At 70.1% G+C, this 24,730-nt stretch carries 20 protein-coding genes; 14 read left to right on the top strand and 6 right to left on the bottom strand.

The window, feature by feature from the left end; translation table 11 throughout:
- The first annotated feature begins 11 nt into the window (after positions 1 to 11).
- From AVL48_RS30150 to AVL48_RS30165, 4 genes are read left to right on the top strand one after another with little or no spacing between them, the layout of a single operon-like run.
- Complete coding sequence (locus tag AVL48_RS30150; RefSeq protein WP_061988439.1) at positions 12 to 1,382, top strand: nitrate/nitrite transporter; 1,371 nt, start codon at positions 12 to 14, stop codon at positions 1,380 to 1,382.
- A complete protein-coding gene (nirB, locus tag AVL48_RS30155; protein ID WP_061988292.1) occupies positions 1,382 to 3,886 on the top strand; it encodes a nitrite reductase large subunit NirB in 2,505 nt (834 codons plus the stop codon). Before AVL48_RS30150 ends, nirB begins: the two co-directional genes overlap by 1 nt.
- Complete coding sequence (gene nirD / locus AVL48_RS30160; RefSeq protein WP_061988290.1) at positions 3,883 to 4,230, top strand: nitrite reductase small subunit NirD; 348 nt, start codon at positions 3,883 to 3,885, stop codon at positions 4,228 to 4,230. Before nirB ends, nirD begins: the two co-directional genes overlap by 4 nt.
- Positions 4,227 to 5,330, top strand: coding sequence for a uroporphyrinogen-III synthase (locus AVL48_RS30165; RefSeq protein ID WP_061988288.1), 1,104 nt, complete (start codon positions 4,227 to 4,229; stop codon positions 5,328 to 5,330). The genes nirD and AVL48_RS30165 overlap by 4 nt, the downstream gene beginning before the upstream one ends.
- Before the next feature lie 77 nt (positions 5,331 to 5,407).
- Here AVL48_RS30165 and AVL48_RS30170 read toward each other — a convergent pair whose 3' ends face one another.
- Together AVL48_RS30170 and AVL48_RS30175 are read right to left on the bottom strand one after the other, a co-directional pair.
- A complete protein-coding gene (locus tag AVL48_RS30170) occupies positions 5,408 to 6,526 on the bottom strand; it encodes a DNA glycosylase AlkZ-like family protein (RefSeq protein WP_061988287.1) in 1,119 nt (372 codons plus the stop codon).
- 9 nt (positions 6,527 to 6,535) lie between these two features.
- Entirely contained in the window at positions 6,536 to 6,931 is a 396-nt protein-coding gene (locus tag AVL48_RS30175; protein WP_061988285.1) for a DUF3224 domain-containing protein, read from the bottom strand.
- Between the two features lie 62 nt (positions 6,932 to 6,993).
- Between AVL48_RS30175 and AVL48_RS30180 the strand changes: the two genes are divergently transcribed.
- From AVL48_RS30180 to AVL48_RS30190, 3 genes are read left to right on the top strand one after another with little or no spacing between them, the layout of a single operon-like run.
- Entirely contained in the window at positions 6,994 to 7,962 is a 969-nt protein-coding gene (locus AVL48_RS30180; RefSeq protein WP_061988283.1) for a helix-turn-helix transcriptional regulator, read from the top strand.
- A complete protein-coding gene (locus tag AVL48_RS30185; RefSeq protein ID WP_061988282.1) occupies positions 7,955 to 8,764 on the top strand; it encodes a uroporphyrinogen-III synthase in 810 nt (269 codons plus the stop codon). The genes AVL48_RS30180 and AVL48_RS30185 overlap by 8 nt, the downstream gene beginning before the upstream one ends.
- A 55-nt stretch (positions 8,765 to 8,819) precedes the next feature.
- Positions 8,820 to 10,109 (top strand): sensor histidine kinase, encoded by a 1,290-nt coding sequence (locus tag AVL48_RS30190; RefSeq protein ID WP_061988279.1) that lies wholly within the window; start codon positions 8,820 to 8,822, stop codon positions 10,107 to 10,109.
- Positions 10,110 to 10,604: 495 nt separating this feature from the next.
- On the opposite strand, the gene AVL48_RS30195 is transcribed toward AVL48_RS30190, so the two are convergent.
- Entirely contained in the window at positions 10,605 to 11,432 is an 828-nt protein-coding gene (locus tag AVL48_RS30195; RefSeq protein ID WP_061990173.1) for a siderophore-interacting protein, read from the bottom strand.
- Between the two features lie 14 nt (positions 11,433 to 11,446).
- The gene (locus AVL48_RS30200) at positions 11,447 to 11,770 is read right to left on the bottom strand and encodes an MGMT family protein (protein ID WP_061990175.1); all 324 of its coding nucleotides are present in this window, start codon (positions 11,768 to 11,770) and stop codon (positions 11,447 to 11,449) included.
- Positions 11,771 to 11,824: 54 nt separating this feature from the next.
- Between AVL48_RS30200 and AVL48_RS30205 the strand changes: the two genes are divergently transcribed.
- Together AVL48_RS30205 and AVL48_RS30210 are read left to right on the top strand one after the other, a co-directional pair.
- Complete coding sequence (locus AVL48_RS30205; RefSeq protein ID WP_177242384.1) at positions 11,825 to 15,049, top strand: ATP-dependent helicase; 3,225 nt, start codon at positions 11,825 to 11,827, stop codon at positions 15,047 to 15,049.
- Positions 15,046 to 18,303, top strand: coding sequence for an ATP-dependent helicase (locus AVL48_RS30210; protein WP_061990179.1), 3,258 nt, complete (start codon positions 15,046 to 15,048; stop codon positions 18,301 to 18,303). The genes AVL48_RS30205 and AVL48_RS30210 overlap by 4 nt, the downstream gene beginning before the upstream one ends.
- Positions 18,304 to 18,367: 64 nt before the next feature.
- Here AVL48_RS30210 and AVL48_RS30215 read toward each other — a convergent pair whose 3' ends face one another.
- Entirely contained in the window at positions 18,368 to 18,754 is a 387-nt protein-coding gene (locus AVL48_RS30215; RefSeq protein WP_061990181.1) for a DoxX family protein, read from the bottom strand.
- A gap of 88 nt (positions 18,755 to 18,842) precedes the next feature.
- On the opposite strand from AVL48_RS30215, the gene AVL48_RS30220 reads away from it, so the two are divergent.
- Both AVL48_RS30220 and AVL48_RS30225 read left to right on the top strand, forming a co-directional pair.
- The gene (locus tag AVL48_RS30220) at positions 18,843 to 19,919 is read left to right on the top strand and encodes a potassium channel family protein (RefSeq protein ID WP_061990183.1); all 1,077 of its coding nucleotides are present in this window, start codon (positions 18,843 to 18,845) and stop codon (positions 19,917 to 19,919) included.
- 150 nt (positions 19,920 to 20,069) lie between these two features.
- Positions 20,070 to 20,477, top strand: a complete 408-nt coding sequence (locus tag AVL48_RS30225; protein ID WP_143105029.1) for a hypothetical protein — start codon at positions 20,070 to 20,072, stop codon at positions 20,475 to 20,477.
- A 72-nt stretch (positions 20,478 to 20,549) separates the two neighbouring features.
- Here the strand turns inward: AVL48_RS30225 and AVL48_RS30230 are convergent, their stop codons facing one another.
- Positions 20,550 to 21,635: a neutral zinc metallopeptidase gene (locus AVL48_RS30230; protein ID WP_244162318.1), complete on the bottom strand. Its 1,086-nt coding sequence runs from the start codon at positions 21,633 to 21,635 to the stop codon at positions 20,550 to 20,552.
- A gap of 217 nt (positions 21,636 to 21,852) precedes the next feature.
- Here AVL48_RS30230 and AVL48_RS30235 point away from each other — a divergent pair, with 217 nt between their 5' ends.
- The 3 genes from AVL48_RS30235 to AVL48_RS30245 are packed head-to-tail and all read left to right on the top strand — an operon-like array spanning position 21,853 to position 24,709.
- Positions 21,853 to 22,953 (top strand): DUF7847 domain-containing protein, encoded by a 1,101-nt coding sequence (locus tag AVL48_RS30235; protein ID WP_061990185.1) that lies wholly within the window; start codon positions 21,853 to 21,855, stop codon positions 22,951 to 22,953.
- Positions 22,947 to 23,588 carry a DUF4129 domain-containing protein gene (locus AVL48_RS30240; protein ID WP_061990187.1) on the top strand — a complete coding sequence of 214 codons (642 nt, stop codon included), beginning with the start codon at positions 22,947 to 22,949 and terminating at the stop codon, positions 23,586 to 23,588. The genes AVL48_RS30235 and AVL48_RS30240 overlap by 7 nt, the downstream gene beginning before the upstream one ends.
- Complete coding sequence (locus tag AVL48_RS30245) at positions 23,585 to 24,709, top strand: DUF4350 domain-containing protein (protein WP_061990189.1); 1,125 nt, start codon at positions 23,585 to 23,587, stop codon at positions 24,707 to 24,709. Before AVL48_RS30240 ends, AVL48_RS30245 begins: the two co-directional genes overlap by 4 nt.
- The last annotated feature ends 21 nt before the right edge of the window (positions 24,710 to 24,730 follow it).

Raw genomic sequence — 24,730 nt, forward strand, 5'->3', positions numbered from 1 at the left:
AGGAGGCCTTCATGACCGCCGGGTCTGTTCACCGCGGCAAGCGCTGGATCGAGCACTGGGATCCGGAGAACGAGCAGTTCTGGGAGGAGACCGGAAAGAAGATCGCCCGGCGCAACCTCTGGTTCTCCGTGCTGGCCGAGCACATCGGTTTCTCCGTCTGGACACTGTGGTCGGTCATGGTCCTGTTCATGGGCCCGCAGTACGGGTTCTCGGCCGCCGACAAGTTCTTGCTCGTTTCGACCCCGACGCTGATCGGCGCGCTCATGCGGCCGCTCTACACCTTCGCGGTGGCGAGGTTCGGTGGCCGTAACTGGACGATCGTCAGCGCGCTGCTGTTGCTGGCGCCCACCATCCTGGCCGCGATCGCGATGGAGCCCGGCACCTCGCTCGGGACGTTCCTCCTGATCGCCGCGCTCGGCGGGGTCGGGGGCGGGAACTTCGCGTCGTCGATGACCAACATCAACGCGTTCTACCCCGAGAAGCACAAGGGCTGGGCGCTCGGGCTCAACGCGGGCGGTGGCAACCTCGGGGTGGCGGCGATCCAGCTGATCGGCCTGCTGGTCATCGGTACCGTCGGCGCGACCGCGCCGCGGCTGGTGCTGGCGATCTATCTCCCGCTGATCGTGGTGGCGGCGGTCTGCGCGTACTTCTTCATGGACAACCTCTCCTCGATGAAGGGCGACACCAAGGCGATGCGCGAGGTCGTCAAGGACCCGCACACGTGGGTGATGTCGTTGCTCTACGTCGGCACGTTCGGTTCGTTCATCGGTTACAGCTTCGCCTTCGGCCTGGTGCTGCAGAACCAGTTCGGCAGGACTCCACTGCAGGCGGCCGCGGTGACGTTCCTCGGGCCGCTGCTCGGGTCCTTCTCCCGGCCGACGGGCGGCTGGCTGGCCGACCGGATCGGCGGCGGCAAGATCACCTTCGCGACGTTCGTCGGGATGGCCGCGGCCACCGTGGTGCTGATCCTGGCCTCGACGTCGAACTCGCTGGCGCTGTTCACCGTCGCGTTCATCGTGTTGTTCGTGCTGACCGGGGTCGGCAACGGCTCGACGTACAAGATGATCCCGGCGATCTTCCGCGCCAAGGCGAAGGTCGCGATCAGCGAGGGCGCCGACGAGACCCTCGAACTGCTGAAGGCGCGCAAGCTCTCCGGCGCGTTGATCGGCTTGGCCGGGGCGATCGGCGCGCTGGGCGGGTTGTTCATCAACCTGGCGTTCCGGCAGTCGTTCGCGGACACCAAGAGCGGGGTACCGGCGTTCATCGCCTTCCTCGTCTTCTACGGACTGTGCTTCGCCGTCACGTGGGCGGTGTACCTGCGGAAACAGCAGGCGGAGGTGGCGGGCACCCGAGGTCTGGCGCTCGCCGGGGCGGAGGTCTGATGCGGAAACTCGTCGTCGCGGGACATGGCATGGTCGCGCACCGGCTCGTCGAAGCCGTGCGCGCGGAGGACAAGACCGGTGAATGGCAGGTGGTGGTCCTCGCCGAGGAGGCGAGGCCCGCGTACGACCGCGTCGCCCTGACGTCCTATGTGGACACTTGGGACCCGGCTTCGCTCGCGCTGGATGGCGCCGACTACGCCGGGGACCCGCGAGTGGAACTGCGGCTCGGTGACGCGGTGGTGTCGGTGGACCGCGAGCGCAAGGTCGTCGTCACCGAGTCCGGCTACGAGCAGTCGTACGACGCGCTCGTCCTCGCGACCGGCTCACGGCCGTTCGTCCCGCCGGTGCCCGGTCACGATCTCCCGGGTTGCTTCGTCTACCGGACGATCGAAGACCTCGACGCCATCCGGGAAGCCGCGCAGCGGCCCGGCCGCGGCCGTCGTTCGGCGGTCGTCATCGGTGGTGGTCTGCTCGGCCTCGAAGCCGCGAAGGCGTTGCGGGACATGGGTCTCTCGCCGCACGTGGTCGAGATGGCGCCGCGGCTGATGCCGCTGCAGGTCGACGAGGGCGGCGGTGGGCTGCTCCGGCGGCTGATCACCGACCTCGACGTGACCGTCCACACGGGAACGTCGACCGACGCCATCGAACCGGACGGCGAGCGGTACATCGCCAGGCTCGGCAACGGCACCGAACTCGACGTCGACCTGGTCGTGTTCTCCGCCGGGATCCGGCCGCGCGACGACCTCGCCCGTTCGTCCGGCCTGGAGGTCGGCGCCCGCGGCGGGATCCTGGTGGACGAATCCTGCCGCACCTCCGACCCGTCGGTGTACGCGATCGGCGAATGCGCCGCCGTGGCGGGAAAGGTGTACGGCATCGTGGCGCCCGGCTACGCGATGGCGGAGATCGTCGCCGCGCGGCTGACCGGTGGCGAAGGCACGTTCCCCGAGCCGGACATGTCGACGAAGCTCAAGCTCATGGGCGTCGACGTCGCCAGCTTCGGTGACGCGCACGCGGCCACCGAGGGCGCGCTGGAGGTCGCGTTCAACGACGCGGTCGCCGGGACCTACAAGAAGCTCGTGATCTCGGACGACTCGAAGACGCTGCTCGGCGGGGTATTGGTCGGCGACGCGAGTGAGTTCAACACGCTGCGCGCGATGGTCGGCAGGCCGCTGCCCGCCGAACCCGGCGCGATCCTCGCCCCGGCCGGTGGCGGGGCGGCGGTCGGGGTCGACGCGCTGCCCGACGCCGCGCAGATCTGTTCCTGCAACGCGGTTTCCAAGGGCGCCATCACCCACGCGATCACCGAAGCGGGGTGCGATTCGGTCGCCAAGATCAAGGGCTGCACGCGGGCCGGGACGGCGTGCGGTTCCTGCGTCCCGCTGCTGGGCAAGCTGCTGACGGCTTGCGGCGTCGAGCAGTCCAAGGCGCTGTGCGAGCACTTCTCGCAGTCGCGCGCGGAGCTGTTCCAGATCCTGCGGGCCACCCGGATCAGCACGTTCAGCGAGATGATCGACCGGTACGGCACGGGAACCGGGTGCGCCATCTGCAAACCGGCGATCGCGTCGATCCTGGCCACGCTGGGCAACGGGCACATCCTCGCCGGTGAGCAGGCGACCCTGCAGGACACCAACGACAAGTTCCTGGCGAACCTGCAGCGCAACGGCACCTACTCGGTGGTCCCGCGCATCCCCGGTGGCGAGATCACGCCGGAGAAGCTCATGGTCATCGCGCAGGTGGCGATGGACTTCGGGCTGTACACCAAGATCACCGGCGGACAGCGGATCGACCTGTTCGGCGCTACCGTCGACCAGCTTCCGCTGATCTGGCGGCGACTCGTCGACGCCGGGTTCGAGTCGGGCCACGCGTATGGGAAGTCGTTGCGCACGGTCAAATCCTGTGTCGGTTCGACGTGGTGCCGCTACGGCGTTCAGGACAGCGTCGGGCTCGCGATCGAGCTGGAACTGCGCTACCGCGGCCTGCGTTCGCCGCACAAGCTGAAGTCCGCGGTTTCGGGCTGTGCGCGGGAATGCGCCGAGGCGCGGAGCAAGGACTTCGGCATCATCGCCACCGACAAGGGCTGGAACCTCTATGTCGGCGGGAACGGCGGCGCGACCCCGCGGCACGCGGATCTGCTGGTGTCCGAAGTGGACACGGAGACGCTGATCCGCACGATCGACCGGTTCCTGATGTTCTACGTCCGCACGGCCGACCGGCTGCAGCGCACCGCGCCGTGGGTCGAGGAGATGGAAGGCGGCCTCGACCACCTGCGCGCGGTGATCGTCGACGACAAGCTCGGCATCTGCGAGGACCTCGACGCGGCGATGGCCAAACACGTCGGCGACTACGCCGACGAATGGCGCGGCGTGCTGGAGGACCCGGAGAAGCTGGCGAAGTTCACCTCGTTCGTCAACGCGCCGGGCACGCCGGACCCGACGATCTCCTTCCGCACCGAACGCGACCAGAAGGTGCCCGTGCTGCTGGGCATCCCGGAGGTGAAGCAGTGACGACCTCGATCCAGCGCACCTGGACCGCCATCTGCGCGGCGGGCGCGGTCCCCGAATCGTCCGGCGTCGCCGCCCTGCTCGACGACGGCGTGCAGGTGGCGATCTTCCGGCTGCCGGGTGACCGCTGGTACGCACTGTCCAATTTGGACCCGATCAGCGGCGCCGCGGTGCTTTCGCGGGGAATCGTCGGCGACGCCGGGGGTGTCCCTGTCGTGGCTTCGCCGGTGTACAAGGAACGGTTCGACCTGCGGACCGGTGAATGTCTCGACGCCGAGGGTGTCTCGGTCGAGGCGTACCGGGTCCGGGTCGCCGGGGGTGTCGTGGAGGTGGAAGCTTCGCCGTGACAGAAGTCCTTCCCCTGGCGGGATTCGTCATCGGTATCACGGCGGCGCGACGAGCTGACGAGCTCGGCGCGCTGTTCGTGCGTAAAGGTGCGACCGTGCGGTACGGCCCGGCGATCCGGATCGTGCCGCTTTCCGACGACACCGAGCTGCGGTCGGCGACCATGCGGCTGCTGGAGGACCGGGTCGACGCCGTCGTCGCGACGACCGGGATCGGCTTCCGCGGCTGGATCGAGGCCGCCGAAGGCTGGGGGCTCGGGGATGAGCTGCTGGACCGGCTCGGGAAGTCGGCGCTGCTCGCGCGCGGCCCGAAGGCCAAGGGCGCGATCCGCGCGGCCGGGCTTTCGGAGAACTACTCGCCGGGTTCGGAGAGCAACGCCGAGGTCCTGCGGCATCTGCTCGAATCCGGTGTCGGGGGCCAGCGGATCGCGGTGCAGTTGCACGGCGAGCCGCTTCCGTACTTTGTGGACAGTCTGCGGGACGCTGGTGCCGAGGTGATCGAGGTGCCGGTGTACCGCTGGGTCGGGCCGGCCGATCCCGGGCCGCTCGATCGGCTGCTGGACGCGGTGCTCGACGGCTCGGTGGACGCGTTGCCGTTCACCAGCGCGCCGGCCGTCGCGTCCATGCTGGGGGTCGCGAAGCGGACCGGGCGGCTCTCGGGAATCGTTCAGGCGCTGGAAAAGCGGGTCGTGGTGGCCTGTGTCGGGCCGATCACCGCCGGGCCGTTGGCCGCGCTCGGGATCCCGACGGTCCAGCCGACGCGGTCGCGGATCGGGGCGTTGGCGCGGACGGTGTCCGACGCGCTCGAAGCCCGCTCGCCACGGCTGACCGCGGGCGGGCGGAGCATCGAACTGCGCGGGCAGGCGGCACTGGTGGACGGGCAGTGGTGTGACATCGCGCCCGCGCCGATGGCGCTGCTGCGGGCGCTGGCGGAGTCGCCGGGCCGGGTGTTCTCCCGGCGGGAACTGATCTCCGCGTTGCCCGACGGCGGCGAGGAACACGCCGTCGAGACCGCCATCGGGCGCCTGCGGAACTCATTGGGGTCACCGAAGCTCGTCCAGACGGTGGTGAAACGGGGGTATCGCCTGGCCGTCGACCCGTGACGCCCGCGTTTCGTCCTCTGAATGCGGTACTTGCGCACGCAACTACCGCATTCAGAGGACGAAACGCGGGACGTGGGTCAGGAGAACGTGACGCGGAGGTCGGGGAATTCTCGGGCCGCGGCGACCCGGGCCGCTTCCTCCTCGGCCGCCTTCCGCACGGCCGGGCGGACGGCGTCGAACGGGGTCACCGTGAAGTCGAGCCGCTTCTTCCCGCTCGCCTTGGCCCGCCAGACCCCGGCGAGCTCGCCGTCGGCCAGCAGCGCGCCGGGATTGCCGAGGATCTTCCAGACTTCCTTCTGCCGGGCCTTGTCCGGCACCAGCACGGCGCGATCCCGGGCCTGGACGAACGGGTCCAGCGGCGGCAGCAGGCGGACCGCGTCCGGCTCGGGCGGGTTCTCCAGCAACGGCACGCTGTCTTCCGGCAAGAACGCCTTCTTGCCGTCGACACGGACTTCGACCAGGTTGTCCGGCCACATCGCGCCGACACCGGTTCGGGTCGTTCCGACGTAGGCCGCGGCGTCGCCGGGAGTGGCGGGGCCGTTGATCCGCAGGTAGCCCCCGACAACGCGGGTGGCCGCCTCGACGTCCGGCGAAGTCCTCAGCCTGCCCCGCTTTTCCAGTGGCGCCAGCGTCGCCGGGGTCGCGCCCGGCTCCAGCCGGACCCCGGCGTGGAGCGACGCGACCCGCATCAACTGCTCGTAGATGTGGACGACCCCGCAACCGCGGCAGGCGTACGACAGGCCGTCGGGGATCAGTTTCGTGACCGCGCCGCTCACCGTGCCCTTGGTCTGTCGGCCGGTGACGACTTGCCGGATCGCCCTCGCGGCCGTGAACAGGGCGTCCGCCGCGGACATTCCCGCGTCCTCGACCTGCTTGCGCTGCCAAAGGATCCGGGCCATCGCGTCCTTCTCGTCGAGCGGCACGAGCGCGGCTCTGATGGCGTCCAGTTCGGCGCGCCGATGGAAATGCGGTGCGCCGCGGTGCGTCCAGGCGAGCACGAACCGGCCGTCTTCCCAGATCGCGGGTGTGATGTCGCCGTCGATCCGGGCGGTGAGGCCCAGCAACGCGGTGTCCCGCACGGAATCCTGCAGGCCGAGGTCGAATACGGCCGCCGCGGCCGCGTCCGTCTCCTCGCGGTGCAGCCCGTGCGCCGCGATCCGGTAGGCCAGCACCTGCTCGCGATCGACCTCGAGCACCTGTCCTCCTTAAAGCGAGTAGTCGAACGTGTACGACATCGTCGGCTCACCGAGGACGCCCGCGGTGGTACCGGTGCCGGTGATCCCGGCGAGTTCACCCGTTCCGGAGCCTTCGACCACCGTGAACGTCGACGAGATGCCCTTCGCGTCGAAGCCGGTGTCATGCTTGATCACGAAGCTGCCCTTGCGTCCGTCCACGCTGCCCTCGACGCGTTCGAAGCCCGGCGCGGTCGTCCCGTCGCCGTCGTAGCCCTCACCCGCGTAGTACAGCAGGTAGTCGACGATCGACTCGCCTTCGATCAGTCCGCGGTAGGCGAGCGTGGCGTGCGCGTAGGCGACGCGCGGCCCGCCGTCGGTGCCGCTGACGATGTTCTCTTCCCAGTTCTTCATGGCGAACGTGTTCATGGGACTCACCCTGACAGCCAAACCTGTCAGAACATGTCAGGTTTTTCGGCAATACTGGCTTCATGCGCGCGAGCCGACTCCTTTCGGTCCTCCTCCTGCTGCAGAACCGCGGCCGGATGACGGCCGAGGAGCTGGCCGCCGAGCTGGAGGTGTCGGTCCGGACGGTCTACCGCGATGTCGAGGCGCTGTCCGCGGCGGGCGTGCCGGTGTACGCCGATCGCGGGCGCACGGGCGGATATCAGCTGGTCGACGGCTATCGCACCCGGCTGACCGGGCTCACCGAGGAGGAGGCGCAATCGCTTTCGCTCGCCGGTCTGCCCGCTGCGGCCGCCGAACTGGGGTTGGGCACCGTCCTCGCCGCGGCGCAGCTCAAACTGCACGCCGCCATGCCGTCGGAACTGCGCGCCGGGGCGAGCAAGGTCTCCGAACGGTTCTTTCTGGACGTCCCCGGCTGGCACCGCGGCATCGAGAGCCTGCCGCGACTGTCCGAACTGGCCGACGCGGTGTGGCAGACGCGGCGGATCAAGGTCTCCTACGAACGCTGGGGCCAGCGGAAGGTCGAGCGCGTCCTCGAGCCGCTGGGCCTGATCCTCAAGGCGGGGAACTGGTATCTCGCGGCGCGGTGCGAGGCTGACGACCGGACCTACCGGGTCTCGCGTATCGAAGAGCTCGAAGATCTCGGCGAGACCTTCGAACGGCCGTCCGACTTCGATCTCGCCCGCTACTGGCACGAGTGGTCGGAGCAGTTCGAAAAGCGGATGTACTCGCGAGTGGCGGTCGTCCGGCTGAACGAGTTCGCCCGCATACTGGTGCCGTTCTATCTGGGCGCGGTCGGCGCGCGGGCGCTGCGGGAAGCGGCCGCCGAGCCGGATGAAAACGGTTGGCTGACGATGGAGCTGCCCGTGGAACCGGGAGAATCGGCCGTCGGTGAACTGCTGCGCTTCGGCGGGAACCTCGAAGTGCTCGAACCGCCGGGGCTGCGCGAGCGGCTGGCGGAGGAGATCGGGAAGATGGGCGCGCGCTATGGCTGACCTGGACGGCATCACGATCGGGATCACCGCGGAACGGCGGGCCGACGACTTCGTCGCCGCCCTCGAACGGCATGGCGCGACCGTGCTGCACGCGCCGACCATCCGCATCGTCCCGCTGCCGGACGACACCGAACTGCGCGCGGCGACGGACGCCGTGCTGGCCGCGCCGGTCGGGTTCACCGCGGTCACCACCGGTGCCGGATTCCGCGGCTGGCTCTCGGCCGCCGAAGGCTGGGGCCTGCGCGAACCGCTGCTGGAACGGCTGGGCGCGTCGCGGATCTTCGTGCGCGGGCCGAAAGCGGCGGGCGCGGTGCGCGGTGAGGGTCTTCGTGAGGAATCTTCCGCGCCGGAAGAGAGCAACGCCGAACTGTTCGAGGGACTGCGTGCCGCCGGGGTTCGCGGGGCGCGGGTCGCCGTTCAACTGCACGGCACCCTGCTGCCCGAACTCACCGGGCTGCTGCGGGCGTCCGGGGCGGACGTCGTCCAGGTCCAGCCGTATCGCTGGCTTTCGCCGGAGAACGCCGAACCGGTGCACGATCTCGTCGAAAGTGTGCTCGCCGGGCGGGTGCACGCACTGGCGTTCACCAGCGCGCCCGCGGCGACGAATCTCCTCGCGCTGGCCGGATCGCGTCGCGAGGAACTCCTGGCCGCGTTGCGGGGCCCGGTGTTGTGCGCGTGCGTCGGACCGGTGACCGCCGCGCCGCTGGAAGCCGCCGGCGTATCGACCGTCCAGCCGGAACGGCAACGCCTCGGCGCGCTGGTGAAACTTCTCGTCGCGGAGCTGCGCGTTCGGCCGTCTTGACGGGGATGTTCCCCTTTGCCAGGCTCGACATACCGGACGCACGGGAGGGCGGCGGATGTCCGAGTCGCAATCGGTCACCTTCGTGCGCGCCATGTTGCGAAAGGGATCTTCGGTGCTGGGCGCCAGCCCGGCCGATGAAGCACCCGACCCCGATTCCGTGCCCGATTGGCGCTATCGCGAGGATTCCGCGGATTCGCTGCTGATGCGCGCGATCCGCTATTCCGCGCTCGGCCCGATCTTTTACCGCGTCGCCGCGTTTCCCAAGGTGTACCTCGGTTTCGCCGTCGCGAACGGCTCGGCCGGGATCGTCCCGGTGCTGAGCACGACGATCCTGGCGATACTGCTGAACGCCTTCGCCGTCTGGTGGGTGGTGCGGGGCCGCGGCATCCGGGCCAAGACGTCCGGGCGGCTGATGTACGCCGACCTCGCGGTGGGCGTGGTGCTCGCGACGATCGTGGCCGCGACCGCGCCTGCCGAGATCCAGCCGTTCGCCGTCGACGTCGCGTGGACGTGGCTGGTCGGGACGGTGGCGTTGTGGACGTTGTCGTTCGGGTTACCGGCCGCTTTCGGGCTGCTGATCGCGGCTCTTCCGTTCCGGGCGTTCCTGACCTGGATCGGCGGGCTCCCGATCGACGACCCGCTCGCGGTGAGCCGTTCGGTGGGCTGCATGGTCGCGCTCGTCGTGGCGATGGTGACCACGGCGGGGATCCTGATCCTGCTCGGCGTCGGGACCCGGTTCGCGCTGGGGATCGGGATGCGCCGCGGGCAGCGCGCCGAGCGGCTGCGGACTCGGCGGGTCATGCACGACTCCGTGCTGCAGACGTTGGAAGCGATGGGCATGGAGGCGCCCGACGACGATTCCGCGGCCGTGCGACGGCTCGCGGAGATGCGCGCGACGGCGCGGGCGCAGGCCGCCGAACTGCGGCGCGAACTCACCGGCCCGGAAGCGCCGTCGGCCCGCGGCCTCGCGGCGGATCTCGCCGAGGTCGCCACCGAAATGGCGCGCGACGGCCTCCGCACCCAGCTCGTCGCGGCCGAGACCGAGGAGGACTACCGCCTCTCGCACGCACGCCGGACCGCCATCCGCGACGCCGTTCGCGAAGCGCTCCGAAACACCGTGAAGCACGCTGGGACCAAGCAGGTCGTGCTTCGCGTCGAAGAGCGCGAAGGCGGCGTCGCGGTCATCGCGCGGGATCAGGGGACCGGCTTCAGCATGCTGGACCGGCCGCCGGGCTTCGGGATCAGCCAGTCGATCATGGCGCGGCTGGCGGAGGTCGGCGGACGGGGGACGATCGACTCGCATCCGGGGCGGGGGACCCGGGTGACGCTCTGGGTACCGCACTGAGTTGTGGTTCGAGTGCTGTGGCGCGTGAGGCTTCTGTGGCGACTGTGGATCTGGGGTGGGTCCGTGAAGGCCTCCTTCACTACCTTCAGGGTAGGCAAGGCCAGGAACTTAAGCCAGCAGGACGGGTGCGATTCAGCCGTATTCGCCCTGCTCAGGCGGTCTTCGGAAAGGCTGCGGCCGGATTTGGCGTGGAACGTTTCAGGGAACGGTCCGGATCTAGCGTCGGCTCGGCCGAAGGGATGCCATGAAGGCCTCCTTACCTACTCTCAGAGTAGGTAAGGAGGCCTTCGCCACCTCAAGAATACGGACCAACCGGACATTTACCCAGGACTACGTCCTTTATGGACAGTCCGAGGATCTCTAGTGCCGCGGCTTAAGTTGCTGGCATTGACCTTCAGCGTAGGGAAGGAGGCCTTCACGGCGCACAAAGGTCCCTTGCTCTCTTTCCGCAGGTCAGCGGGGGGCGAGGAGGTCAGGCGAGGCCGTCCAGGGCCGTCAGTCCTCCTCCTCCGGGACCTCGCCGCTCTCGATCTGCCGCATCGCTTCGCGGCTAGCGGCCTCTTCGCTCAGCCCCTGCCGCCAGTACCCGGTGAAGCAGATCGCCCGCTTGTCGATCGCGCGCTCCCGCACGAGATGCCGCCGCGCGAGCTTCACCATGTTCGCCTCGCCCGAAATCCACGCGTACGACGTCCCGCCCGGCAGGTCCGCCTTGCGCACGGCTTCGAGCACCGCTTCGCCCACCGGACCCGAGTCGCGCACCACCCAGTGCAGCTCGACGGTCCCCTTCGTGTCGAAGATCTGCCGGTCCTCGCGGTCGCCGATCTCGACGTAGACCAGCGCGCGCGTCCCGGCGGGCAGCGCCTCGACGATCGCGCCGATCGCCGGGATCGCGGTCTCGTCGCCGATCAGCAGTTGCCAGTTCGTGCCCTCGGGCACGTCGTAGAGGCCGTGCGGCCCCAGGAACGCGACCCTGTCGCCCTCCGAAGCACGGGAAGCCCACGCCGAGGCGGGGCCTTCGTCGCCGTGCAGCACGAAGTCGATGTCGAGCTCCCGCGCCGACGGTCGCCACGCGCGCACGGTGTAGGTGCGCATCGACGGGCGGACATCGTCGGGCATCGCGAGGTAGGTCCGGTACCAGGAAAGCACTTCGTCGCCGTTCAGCGGCGCGGGCAGCACAGGCTCGGCCTGGCCGGGCTGCGGGAAGAACACCTTCAGGTACTGGTCGGGCGCCTGGTCCACCAGCGACGCCGCCGAGAAGGTCACCCTGCTCATATGCGGGGTGAGCCGCCGGACGCCGGTCACCTCCGCCTCGATGAAACTCATTAGGCGAGGCTAACCTAAAACAGAGCGTCGGGACCACCGTCGTCGCCGGGATCACGTTGCCACCGGTATTTTCGCAGGTCGACGCGCTGGCCGTCGGTCAAGACGCCTTCCTCGCGCAGTCGTTCCAGCTGCTCGTGGACCAGATGCGGCGCCGGGGTCCCGTCGGCGCGCAGAATGCGGTGCCAAGGCAGGTCGTGGCCGTCCTCGCCGAGGATCCGCCCGACCAGCCGCGGTGACGGGGCACCCGAAACCGACGCTATATCCCCATAAGTCGCGACCGAGCCGGCGGGCACGCTCGCGATGACCTCGCGCACTCGCTCGTGCAGTTCGTCATCCATGGGACCACTTTGCCGTGCCGCTGCGCGGTTGTGTCGGCGGGGCGTGGTTCCATCGTGGGCGTGAACGGGCGGCGAACAGCGGCAGGAACCGACGCGCGGCTGGTCCGCACGCCGGTCACCGGCACGCCGTCCTTCCAGTGGGATGCCGGCGCCCGCCGCCTGCTGGCCGCCCCCGACGGCTTCCGCCGGGTCCTCGGTGGTCCCGGCACGGGCAAGACGGCGTTGCTGGCGTCAGCGGCGTCACGGCGCATCGCCGAGGGCGCGGATCCGGAGAGCGTGCTCATCCTGACCACCTCACGCAAGGCGGCCGACGTCCTGCGCGCCGACATCACCCATCGGCTCACCACCGACCCGGAAGAGGATCCGCTGCCGCGCACGATCCGTGAGCCGCTCGTGCGCACAGTGCACTCGTACGCGTACGCGCTGTTGCGGATGGAGGCCCAGGCCGACGACCTCCCGCCGCCCCGGCTGCTGGCCGGCGCGGAGCAGGACGTCGTCGTCCGCGAGCTGCTCGCCGGTGACCTCGAAGAGGGCGCGCTCGACTGGCCGGAGCAGCTGCGGCCGGCACTGAACGTGCCCGGTTTCGCCGAAGAACTGCGGGACCTCCTGCTCCGCGCCGCCGAACGCGGACTGGGCCCGGAGGATCTGGTCGAACTCGGCAGGCGGCGCGGCCGCGACGAGTGGGTCGCGGCCGGGCGGTTCTGGAGCCAGTACGAAGAGGTCACGCTGCTGCAGGGCGCGGGCGGCAACGCGCTCGGTGTCGCGAGCGCGCCCGCCCTGGACGCGGCGGAACTCGTCACCTCCGCGCTGCTGGCGCTGGAGGACGACGCCGAACTGCGGGAACGTGAGCAACGCCGGGTCCGGCATCTGTTCGTCGACGACGCGCAGCATCTCGACCCGCTGCAGACCCAGCTCATCCGGCTCATCGGGCACGCGGCCGACGAGTTCGTCGTCGCGGGTGATCCGGATCAGTCCGTGTTCTCCTTCCGCGGCGCGGATCCCCGGCTGTTCACCGACGCGGACGAAGACGGCGAGCGCACGGTCCTGCTGACCACCGCGCATCGGCACGCCCCGGTGATCCGCACGGCGATCACGAAACTCGGCTCCGTGCTGCCCGGTTCGGCACCGCAGCGCAAGCTGGTGGACGCACCGGACGCCGAGGGTGGCGCCGTCCGTGTCCGCTTGATGCCGACACCGGCCGCCGAGGCGAGCTGGATCGCCGATCAGCTGCGCCGCGCGCATCTCGTCGACGGCGTGCCGTGGTCCGAGATGGCGGTGCTCGTCCGGTCGCCCGCCCGTACTTTCCTTGTCCTGCAACGCGCTCTGCGCGCGGCCGGGGTGCCCATCGGCTCGGCGACCGAGGAGCTGCCGCTCGCGAAGCAACCGGCCGTCCGGCCGTTGCTGGCGATGCTGCGGCTCGCCGCCGATCCGGAGCTGCTCGACGTCGACCTCGCCGAGATGCTGCTGTCGTCCCCCTTGGGCGGCGCCGATCCGCTCGCTCTGCGGCGGCTGCGCCGCGGCCTGCGCAGGCTGGAACTCGCCGGTGGTGGGCAGCGATCCAGCGACGAGTTGCTGGTGGAAGCCTTGCGCGCCAACGACGTCCTCACCGGCCTGGCGGAGGCCGAAGCGCAGCCGATGCGCCGCGTCGGTGGCCTGCTGCACGCGGCGCACCAAGCCGTGGTGCGGGGCGACGGCGTCGAGCAGGTGCTGTGGGAGCTGTGGCAGGCCAGCGGTCTGGAGCAGCGTTTCCTGCGGCTCGTCGATCGCGGCGGTTCACTGGGCTCGCAGGCGGATCGGGATCTCGACGCGATCGTCGCGCTCTTCGACGCGGCCGGTCGCTATGTCGACAGATTGCCGAGGGCGAGTGTCGCCTCGTTCGCGGATTACCTGTCCGCGCAGAACATCGCCGGTGACACGCTGGCGCCCGCGGCCATGAAGAGCGAAGGCGTCTCCCTGCTCACCGCGCACGCTGCCGCCGGTCGCGAATGGACGGTCGTGTCGGTCGCCGGGGTGCAGGAGGGCAGCTGGCCGGATCTGCGGTTGCGCGGTTCCGTGCTCGGCGTCGAGCGGTTGGTGGACCTCATGTCCGGCGTCGACGACGAAAAGGTGTCCGCCACCGCGCCGATCCTTGCCGAAGAGCGGCGCCTGTTCTATCTCGCCGCGAGCCGGGCTCGGAAGACATTGCTGGTCAGCGCGGTCGCGGGCGAGGATGAGCAGCCCTCGCGGTTCATCGACGACCTGGAGGAGAACGGCGCGGACGACGGTGGACTCGACTCGCGGATGAAACCCGCCGAGCGGTCGCTGGTGCTCGCCGAACTCGTCGGCGAACTGCGTGAAGTCGTCTGCGATGAGGCGTGCGAGCCGGAAAGGCGGCAGCGCGCGGCCCGTCAGCTCGCGAAACTGGCGGCCGCCGGGGTGCCCGGAGCGCATCCGGGCACCTGGTACGGCCTCCTGGAACCGTCCACCGGCGAACCCGTGCACAAACCGGGCGATCTCATCCGGATCTCACCGTCCACTGTGGAGGTTCTGGTCAAATGCCCGCTGCGGTGGCTGATCGAACGCCACGGCGGCAGCGATCCGGCGCAACTGGCCGCCGTCACCGGAACCTTGGTGCACGGGCTCGCGCAGGCGGTCGCGGGCGGGAGCAGTGACGAGCAGATCCGCGCGGCGCTCGACGAGGCGTGGGTGCGGGTCGACGCGGGGGCGCCGTGGTTCTCGCGCCGCGAGCGCTCGCGGGTCGAACAAATGCTGCGGAACTTCATCTCCTGGCTGGAAACCAGTCGCAAGGAGCTGATCGAGGCGGGCGTCGAACAGGACATCGAGGTCGAACTCCCGGTCGGTGACGGGGAGAGCAGCGACGTCCGCGTGCTGCTGCGCGGCCGCGTCGACCGGGTGGAGATGGACAAGGACGGCCGCCCGGTCGTCATCGACATCAAGACCGGCAAGGTCCCGATCTCCGCCTCGGACGCCGAACAGCATCCGCAGCTGGCCGCGTACCAGCTGGCCGTGCTGCTCGGCGCGGTCGAGGGCGGCTCGAAACCCGGCGGCGCGCGACTGGTCTACGTCGCGAAGTCCAACAACAAGACCGGCTCCACCCAGCGTGAACAGGCGCCGCTGGACGAGGACGGCGGCAAGCAGTGGCTCGAACTGGTGCGCTCGGCGGCCGGATCGGCCACCGGGCCGGAGTACGGGGTCACCGAGAACCCGGACTGTGACCGGTGCCCGGCAAGGGGTTGCTGTCCGCTGCGGCCCGAGGGCAGGCAGGTGACCGGTCCTTGATCTCGAATCTTCAGCGCCGCCAGGTGGAACCGGGCGAGATCGCCCGCGCGCTCGGCCTGCACAGCCCGACCGACGAACAGGCCGAGGTCATCGCCGCGCCCATCGAGCCGTCCCTGGTGGTCGCGGGGGCCGGGGCGGGCAAGACCGAGACGATGGCCGCGCGCGTCGTATGGCTGGTGGCCAACAGCGTCGTGCCGCCGGAACGCGTTCTCGGCTTGACCTTCACCCGCAAGGCCGCCCGCCAGCTCGGTGAACGCGTCCGCACCCGGCTGCGCCGCCTCGTCGGGTCGGGGCTGCTCGACCGGATCGACCCGACCGGTGACCTGCGCATGACGGTGACCGCCGGGGAACCGACGGTGCTCACCTATCACGCGTACGCCGGGCGGTTGCTGTCCGAACACGGGCTCCGGTTGCCGGTCCAGCCCGGTGTCCGGCTGCTTTCGGAGACGTCTTCGTGGCAGTTCTCGCATCGCGTGGTGTCCACTTGGGACAATGACCTCGACACCGATCGCGTGCCCGCCACGGTGACGGCGCAGTTGCTGGCGCTGGCCGGGGAACTGGGTGAGCACCTGGTCGAACCGGAACGGCTCGCGCAGTACACCTCGTGGCTGTGCGAGGTCATCGAAAACGCGCCGCGGGCCAAGGGGCAACGCGCCGCGCTACCGCAGAAACTGGCGGAAGTCATGACCGCGCAACGGTTCCGGCTCGCGCTCCTGCCGCTGGTCGAGGCGTACCACGCGCGGAAGAGGGCCGAGGGCGCGCTCGACTTCGCCGACCAGATGTCGCTGGCCGCGCAGCTCGCCAGCAGCTATCCGGCGGTGGTCGCGGGGGAGCGCGACCGGTACGGCGCGGTGCTGCTCGACGAATACCAGGACACCGGGCACGCCCAGCGCATCCTGCTGCGGTCGCTGTTCGGCGGCGTCGAACATCCGCCGATGCCGGTGACGGCGGTCGGCGATCCGGCGCAGGCCATCTACGGCTGGCGCGGGGCGAGCGCGGCCAACCTGCCGAGGTTCACCACGGACTTCCCGCGCGACAACGGCGAACGGCTCGTCCCGGCCCTTGATTTCGGGCTGCTGACCAGTTTCCGCAACCCGCCCGAGGTGCTGGAACTCGCCAACGCCATCTCGGAACCGTTGCGGGAGCGAGGTCTCGGCGTCGCGCGGCTGCGCGCGTTGGAAGGCGCCGGTACGGCCGACATCGCCTCCGCGTTGCTGCCGGACGTCCGTGCCGAACGCGAATGGGTCGCCGACGCGGTGGCGAAGCGCTGGTTCGAAACGATGGAGGAGACCGGGAAACCGCCCACGGCGGCGGTGCTGGTCCGGCGCCGCGCCGACATGGCCCCGATCGCGGCCGAAATGCGGGCCCGCGGGCTGCCGGTCGAGGTCGTCGGACTCGGCGGCCTGCTCGACGAACCCGAGGTCGCGGACCTGGTCAGCACGCTCCGCGTCCTCGCCGACCCGCTCGCGGGCAGCGCCGCCGCGCGCTTGCTGACCGGGGCGCGGTGGCGGATCGCGGCGGCCGACCTCGCGGCCCTGTGGCGGCGCGCGGGCGAACTCTCCTCACCGGAGCCGTCGGCCACGAAGTCCGATGTGGACGAACCAGTGCTGGTGACCGAGCGGGTCGAGCAGGCGGGCCTCATCGACGCCATCGACGATCCCGGTACGCCGGAGCGGTATTCACCGGAAGGGTACCGGCGGATCCGGCGCGTGGGTGCGGAGCTTTCGGCCTTGCGCCGCCGTCTCGACCAGTCGCTGCCCGAACTGGTCGCCGACGTGGAACGCACGATGCTGCTCGACGTCGAGTCGCTGGCCCGTCCCGGGCCGGCGGGCCGCGCGCACCTCGACGCGTTCGCCGACGTCGTCTCCGATTTCGCCGAAACCTCGCCGACGGCCACCCTTTTGTCCTTTGTGGACTACCTGAACACCGCCGCGCACGCGGAAGACGGCCTCACCCCCGGCGAAGTGGAGGTCGTCCCGGACCGGGTGCAGGTGCTGACCGTGCACTCGGCCAAGGGGCTGGAGTGGCGCATCGTCGCGGTGCCGCATCTGGTCAAGGAGGTCTTCCCCGGCAGGCGGCGTTCGTCGTCGTGGCTGCGGACCTCGACTTCGCTCCCGGCCGCGTTGCGCGGTGACTCGGAGGACCTGCCGGAGCTGCGGCTCTCCGAAGGCTATGACCGCAAAGAAGTCCAGGAAGCCTTGGAACTGCACGAAGAAGGCTTCGTGGCGCGGGAGGCGGATGAGGAGCGTCGGCTCTGCTACGTCGCGCTGACCCGTTCCGAGCACACGCTGCTCGTTTCCGGGCATTGGTGGAACGAGAGCAGCGCGCGGCCGAAGGGGCCTTCGGAGTTCCTGCTCGAAATCGGCGAGGTGATGCGGGCGAACTCGGTCGGCCGCCTCGAGCACTGGGCCGACGAGCCCGACAGCGACGAGGAGAACCCGCTGGTCGCCGACTCCCGCCGGTCGCGGTGGCCGGTCGATCCGCTGTGGCCGCGGCGCGAGGGCGTCACCAACGGTGTCGACATGGTGCTCGAGGCCATGGAAAACGCCGAAGAAGAGGACGTCGAGGAAGAGGAGGATCCGGACGGCTGGATCTCCGACACCAAGGTGCTGCTGGAGGAGCGCGCGCGGGCGCAGAACCGCGTGCAGCAGGTCGTGCTGCCGCCGCATCTTTCGGTGAGCCAGCTGGTGGAACTGTCGGCGGACCCGGCCGCGCTGGCGAAGCGGTTGCGGCGGCCGCTTCCGGTGCGCCCCAACACTTATGCGCGCCGGGGGACGGCGTTCCACGGCTGGCTCGAGAAGCGGTTCGGCGGCGATCAGCTGCTGGAGATCGACGATCTGCCGGGCGCGGCGGACGTCGACGAGGCGCCGGATTCCGAACTGGAGGCGCTGCAGACGGCGTTCGAGAAGAGCGAGTGGGCGAACCGGGTGCCGCACGCGGTCGAGGTCCCGTTCTCGGCCGACGTCGTGGGCGTGACCGTGCGCGGGCGGATGGACGCCGTCTTCGCGGACGCCGACGGCGGCTGGACCGTCGTCGACTGGAAGACCGGCGCGGTGCCGGAGAAAGACCGGCTCGCGCCGCTGGCCGTGCAGCTGGCGGCGTACCGGCTGGCGTGGGCGGCACTCAAGAAGGTGCCGGTCGAGAAGGTGCGGGCGGCGTTCCACTACGTGAAACACGGCAAGACCGTCCGCCCGGCCGACCTGCTGGACGCCGAAGGCTTGCGAAACCTTCTGCGACGCGTCCCGACGATCTAGCGTTTCGTCCTCTGAATGCGGTCCTTGCACGCGCAACTACCGCATTTAGAGGACGAAACGCGGGTCAGGCGCGGTCGCGGACCTTGAGCGCCCAGGTCACGAGCGGGATCTGAAGCGGGACGCGGGCCCAGAAAGCCGCTCGCCAGTGCTTCGGCGCCTTTCGGCGATCGGCGTCCACGGCCATCTTGACGTTCCCCGGCAGGACCACGACGAACAACAGCGCGGCCGCGAGCCCGCCGAGTCGCCGCGTCTTCGGCGCGGCGATCGCGGCGGCGACCCCCAGCTCGGCGACGCCGGAGCCGTAGGTCCACGCGCGAGGCGAACCGGGGAGCTGCTTCGGGATGATGGCGTCGAAGGGTTTCGGCCGGAGGAAGTGCAGGACGCCCGCCGTGCCGAGCAGGCCGGCGAGGAAATACGCGGGCCGCTGCGACGGCTTGGATTCCGAAGACATGCCCCGAGCTTCGCATACCGCGCTGAAGGCGAGGATCTTCGGCTATCCTCCCGACCGTGAATGACGCGGACCAGGCCGGAGCCGGTGCATGAGGGTTCTCAAGCGTTTCCCGGTCCGGCTGAGCGACCGCCCGGACCACGAGCTCGTCGGCGTGATCCGGATGCCGGAACTGACGGTCAGCCCGCTGCGGTCGATCCTCAAACGGATCATCGGCGCGATGCTCGCCCTGCTGGCGACCGTCCTGATCGTCTACCTCGACCGGGACGGCTACCGCGACGCCAACGGCGACGGGCTCAGCCTCCTCGACAGCCTCTATTACGCGACCGTGTCGCTGTCGACCACGGGGTACGGTGACATCGCGCCCGCGACGTCGTCCGCTCGGCTGGTGAACGTCCTGGTGATCACCCCGCTGCGGGTGCTCTTCCTCATCGTCCTGGTCGGTACCACCCTGGAAGTGCTCACCGAGCGCTCCCGCCAGGCTTTCAAGATCCAAAAGTGGAGGACGAAGGTGCGTGACCACACGGTCGTCGTCGGATTCGGCACGAAGGGCCGGTCGGCGGTCAACGCGCTGCTCGGGGACGAGAACGTCGAACCCGACCACATCGTCGTCGTCGACACCGACCAGCAGGCCCTCGAAGCGGCCACCTCACTCGGCCTGGTGACCGTGCACGGTTCGGCCACCCGCGCCGACGTGCTGCGGGTCGCCGGTGTGCAACGGGCCAAGGCCGTCGTCGTCGCCCCGAACCGGGACGACACCGCGGTGCTGGTCACGCTGACCGCGCGCGAGCTGGCGCCGAAGGCCCACATCGTGGCGTCGGTGCGGGAGGCGGAGAACGTCCACCTGCTCAAGCAATCGGGCGCGAACCAGGTCGTGGTGTCGAGCGAGACGGCCGGCCGCCTGCTCGGGATGGCGACGTCGTCGCCGCTGGTGGTCGACATGGTCGAGGACCTGCTGACCCCCGAGTCCGGCCTCGCGATCGCCGAACGCCCGGTGGAACCGTCCGAGGAGGGCGGCTCGCCGCGGCATCTGTCGGACATCGTGCTCGGCGTCGTCCGCGACGGCGTCCTGTACCGCGTGGACGCTCCGCAGGCCGACGCGATCGAGCCGGGTGACAAGCTGCTGTACGTCCGCAAGGTGACGTCCGCGGAGACCATCGAGCGCTGACGCGGCGGGCGGTAGCGGGGGACCTTCGCCATCACCTTCGCCGCCGGGAGGGTTCGCTGTGTTTTGCCGCCCGGTTCTGGAAGCATGGCGTTCGTGCGCAAGCGATCGGACCCCGCCAGAGGGCTCACCCCGGGGTGGAACTCCCTGGCCGTGGCGGCCGGTGTCGGCCTGCTGGTGATCTTTCTGGCCTGGCTCGCCGGGCCGGGTCTGTTCGGCATCACGAACGGCACTCCGGGGACGACCGTGCAGGCCGAGGTCGTCCAGCCCGTGCCCTGTACGGGTGGTGGCGCCACCGAAACCGTCAAGTTCGAGTTCGGCGGCCGGCCGATGGAGGGCTCGCTCAACGCCTGCGGGCACGGCAAGGGCGAGCGGCTCGAGGTCGTCGTCCCGGACGGCGCCGCGGGTAGCGCCGTCTCGGTGCACGCGGCCGACGCGGCGGCCGGAGCCAGCGACGGACGGCGTCCGCTGGGGCTGGCCCTGCTGGTGTTCAGCTGCTTCGCCGGCGGGATGTACGTCTTCCTCGTCCTGCGTGGCCCGCGGCGGCTCGCGCCCGCATGAGCCCGCGTTCAGTCCTCTGGATGCGGTACTTGCACACGCAAGTACCGCATCCAGAGGACTGAACGCGGGACGTCAGGAGACGGCGCTGGCCGGAGCCGAAAAGGTGTTGCAGTCGGCGATCCGGTTGTTGCTCGCGCCGGCCCGCCACCAGGACGCGTAATGCGCGTTCGTCCCGTGGTCCTGGCTGCGTGAGGTGTTGTCGCCCCGGGTCTCCTGGTCGTTCCAGGCCTTGTTGTACATGTCCCGGCTGACCGTGCCGCCCTGGTCGACATGCGCGCCGAGGAACATCCCGGAGAAGCACTGCGCCTGCAGTTCCTTCCGCCGCGACATCTCCAGTCCGGCCGGGCTGTTCTGGCCCGCGTCGTAGATCTTCTGCCAGGCCGCGTCCATCAGCCCGGCGACCTCCTGCACGTGATGCCCGTACTCGTGGGCGAACAGCGCGAGGTAGACGCCGGGATTGTTGCCGTACTGGTCGGTCTGCAGACCCCGGAACGGCACGTAGAGGTTGTTCTCGCAGTAGTACGCCGCCGTGGCGATGCCCACCTGGATCGTGCCGCATTCGGTGTCGAAGCTGGCGCCGGTCGGGAAGTGCAGGGCGGGCGGGGTGAACGGCAGGCGGTAGGCCTCGAGGAACGGGCCCCACGCGTTGTCGAGGCATTTGCCCGCGGCGGTGAAGAACGCTTCGGCCGCCTGCTGGCTGCTCTGCCACTGCGGCAGCGCGCAGACGCGGTTCTGCAGCCCGGCGTTGGGATCCTGGAGCATCGGGTGGTCGGCGAGCTTGAGGATCTTCTGCGGCCCGTTCGAGGTGGACGGCGTCCTGGTCGGCGACGTCGGGAACGGATCCGGCGAGGAGGACGACGGCGACGACGACCCGCTCGGCGGCAGGGCCGCCGGGGAAGTCGGGCCGGGGGAGTTCTGGTAGCCCGCGTTCGCTACGTGATCGTTGTCGTCACGATTGAGTGAAACGATCGCCACCAGACCGAGGACGAGTACGGCGACCGCACCGAGGCAGATCCCGACGATCGCGCCGGCCGACCGGCGCGGCGGCTTCGGGAACTGGTGTGGCGCGCCCTGCCACGGGGCAGGGGGTCGGCCGTGCACCGGCGGTGGCTGGACGGCGCCGCGTGGCGGCCACTGGCCGTGGGGCGGTTGCGTCATCAAGTCGGTCCCGGGTGGTCCTAGGGGCGAACCGGGGGTACCCGGCCCGATGTTCAGCATAACGAGCTAACGGCGCCCCCTCCCAGTGCTCGCTGCAGAGGGTATCCACGGTGAGGCGAGCGGTCACCCATCCGTGTCGTCACCCCAGCTCTGGCTGGGTGTCGAGCCCTCTGGAAGAGTGTGCGTAAGCCACGCGAACGGGTAAGGGGTTTGTCGCATGACGGAGACCGGGGGACCGTCCGGGCCGGAAGGTTCCGAGACGCCGAAGCCGCAGGCGGACGCACCGACACCGCCCAGCGGTGAAGTGCCGCCACCACCGGCGCCGGAGCAGCAATGGCAGTCCCCGTCCGGGGCGGCACCGCCGCCTCCGCCGCCGTCGTATCAGCCCCCGCAGCAGCAGTATCCGAACTGGAAGGTCGGCCTCGGCAGGCCGGGGGTCATCCCGCTGCGCCCGCTGAACCTGACCGACATCCTCGACGGCGCGGTCACGACCATGCGCCGGTACTGGCGGATGGTCTTCGGTGCCGCCGCGGTGACCGCCGTGCTCACCGCCGCCATCGACCTGATCGGGTTGCTGCTGGTCGACACGACCGAGGACCTCGAGCGGATCCGCGATCTCGGCCCGGCGGCCACCGATCAGGAACTGCTGAACCAGATGCTGGACCTGCTCGGCGGATCGCTGGCGGTGAGCTTCGTCAGCCTCATCGCCACCATGGTCGGGACGACGCTGCTCACCGGCTTCCTGACCGTCTTGATGGGCAAGGCCGCACTGGGCAAGCCGATCGTCTTCAAGGAGGCGGTGAAGGAGGCGGCGGCCCGGCTCCTGCCGCTGCTCGGCCTGACCGTGCTCTACACGCTGGCGATCCTGGTCGCGGCGATCTTCTGTCTCATCCCCGCGATCATCCCGTTCACCTTCTGGGCGCTGGCCAGTCCTGCGCTGCTCCTGGAACGCGGTACCGTGCGCGAGGCGTTCCGCCGTTCGGTGAAGCTGGTCTCGGGGATGTTCTGGCGGGTCTTCGGCATCCTGCTGCTGGCCACCGTGATCTCGTCGCTGCTGGCGATGATCATCACGACGCCGTTCAGCTTCGGCGCGTTCATGTCCGTCTTCACCGATCCCCAGCAGGTGTACATCCCCTCGACGGGTGACCTGATCCTGCAGTCGGTCGGCACCGTGATCGCGCAGACGATCGTCGGGCCGTTCACCGCGCTGGTCACCGTGATCCTCTACATCGACCAGCGGATGCGCCGCGAGGGCATGGACATCGAACTGGCCCGCGCCGCCGGCATCACGCCGCCGCCTCCGCCGCAGGCATGGTGACGCGGCTCCTCACCGAGGTCCCGGTCGACATCGACCGGGACACCGCGCGGCTGCGCGCGGCCGAGGAACTCTCGGGTCCGGCTTACCAGGCCGCGAAGCCGAGCTGGCTGTCCGAGGCGTTCAGCTGGGTCGTCGAAAAGCTGCTGACGTTCCTCACCACCGTCGACAGCGCGGTGCCCGGCGGGATCTTCGCCGTCGTGGTGCTGATCGTCGTGGTGATCGCGCTGTTCGTGGTGGTCCGGCTGCGGTCCGGTCCCTTGGCGACCTCGGCCAAGGGGGAACGCGCGGTCTTCGCCGGACGGCGCAAGCCTTCCGGTGAACACCGCAAAGCGGCCGCGGAGGCCGCGGCGCGGGGCGACTTCGACGACGCCGTCCGCGAGCTCTTCCGTGCCCTGGTGCGGTCACTGGAGGAACGGGCGCTGCTGGACGAGAAGTCCGGCCGGACGGCCGACGAGGCCGCCATCGAAGCCGGACGGCTGCTCCCGGACGTCGCCGATTCGCTGCGCGCCGGTGCCCGGTTGTTCGATGATGTCCATTATGGAGGGATACCCGCCACCGAGGCCGGCTACCGGTCGTTGTCCGAATTGGACGATCGCTGCCGCCGGTCCCGGCCTGTCGCGCTGGCGGCCGGATGACCTCGGTTTCGCCCGACGCCCGCCGGATCTGGCGCGGGGTGCGGCTTCCGCTCGCGGTGATCCTCCTCGTCGTGCTGACCGGCACGCTGGTGGTCCTCGCCAGAGGGGAGCAGACGCCCGGCGCCCTCGAACCGGGTTCGTACGAGCCCGGCGGCAGCCGCGCGCTGGCGACCTTGCTGGAACGGGAAGGCGTCAAGATCCCGATCGCGCGCACCGCCGCCGAGGCCAACGGGGTCGCCAGGGACGCGACCGTCCTGATCACCCAGCCCGCCTACCTGCCCGAGCACACCTTCGCCGAAATCCGGCGGACCGCCAAGCACGTCGTACTCGTCCAGCCGAGTCCCGGCACGCTCGAAGAAATCCTTCCCGGCGTGCGCTCGACCGGTCAGCTGGAAGTCCAGACCCGCGCACCGGACTGCCAGGCCGCCGATCCCGTCGCGGCGGGCAGCGCGACGATGGGTGGCTTGCGGTACGCGGCCACTCAGCCGCGAGCACAGGATTGTTATGGCGGTTCGTATCTCGAAGTCCCCGGTCCACAAGCGACGGTGACCGTGCTCGGTTCTCCCGAACCGCTGACCAACAAAGGCTTGTCGGACGAGGGCAACGCGGCGCTCGCCATGCGGCTGCTCGGGAAGCACGAGCGGCTGGTCTGGTACCTGCCGACGCCGGCGGACCCGTCGCTCGAAGCGGAGAAGAAGCCACTGTCCGAACTGATCCCGGCGGGCTGGTCGTACGCGGCCTTGCAGGCCGGGATCGCGGTGGTCCTGTTGGCGCTGTGGCGCTCCCGGCGGCTCGGGCCGGTGGTGACCGAACCGATCCCGGTCGTGGTGCGCGCGGCGGAAGCCACCGAGGGGCGGGCTCGGTTGTATCGCAAGGCGAAGGCCGCCGCGCACGCCGGGGAAACCCTGCGTGAGGCGGCCCGCGCGCGGCTTCGGCCGTTGCTGGGATTGACCCGCGACGCCGAACCCGCGGCACTGGTGGAATCCGTCGCCGCGCGGACCGGCCGGTCACCGGCCGAGGTCGGCGCGCTGCTGTACGGGGATCCGCCCGCCGACGACGCCGCGCTGGTGCGGCTGGCGGACGGACTCGACGTCGTGGAACGAGAGGTGGAGCGGTCTTGAGTACCGAACAGGCCGGGCAAC

It is taken from the genome of Amycolatopsis regifaucium (genome assembly GCF_001613935.1).
In the GTDB taxonomy this organism is placed as follows: Bacteria; Actinomycetota; Actinomycetes; order Mycobacteriales; family Pseudonocardiaceae; genus Amycolatopsis; species Amycolatopsis regifaucium.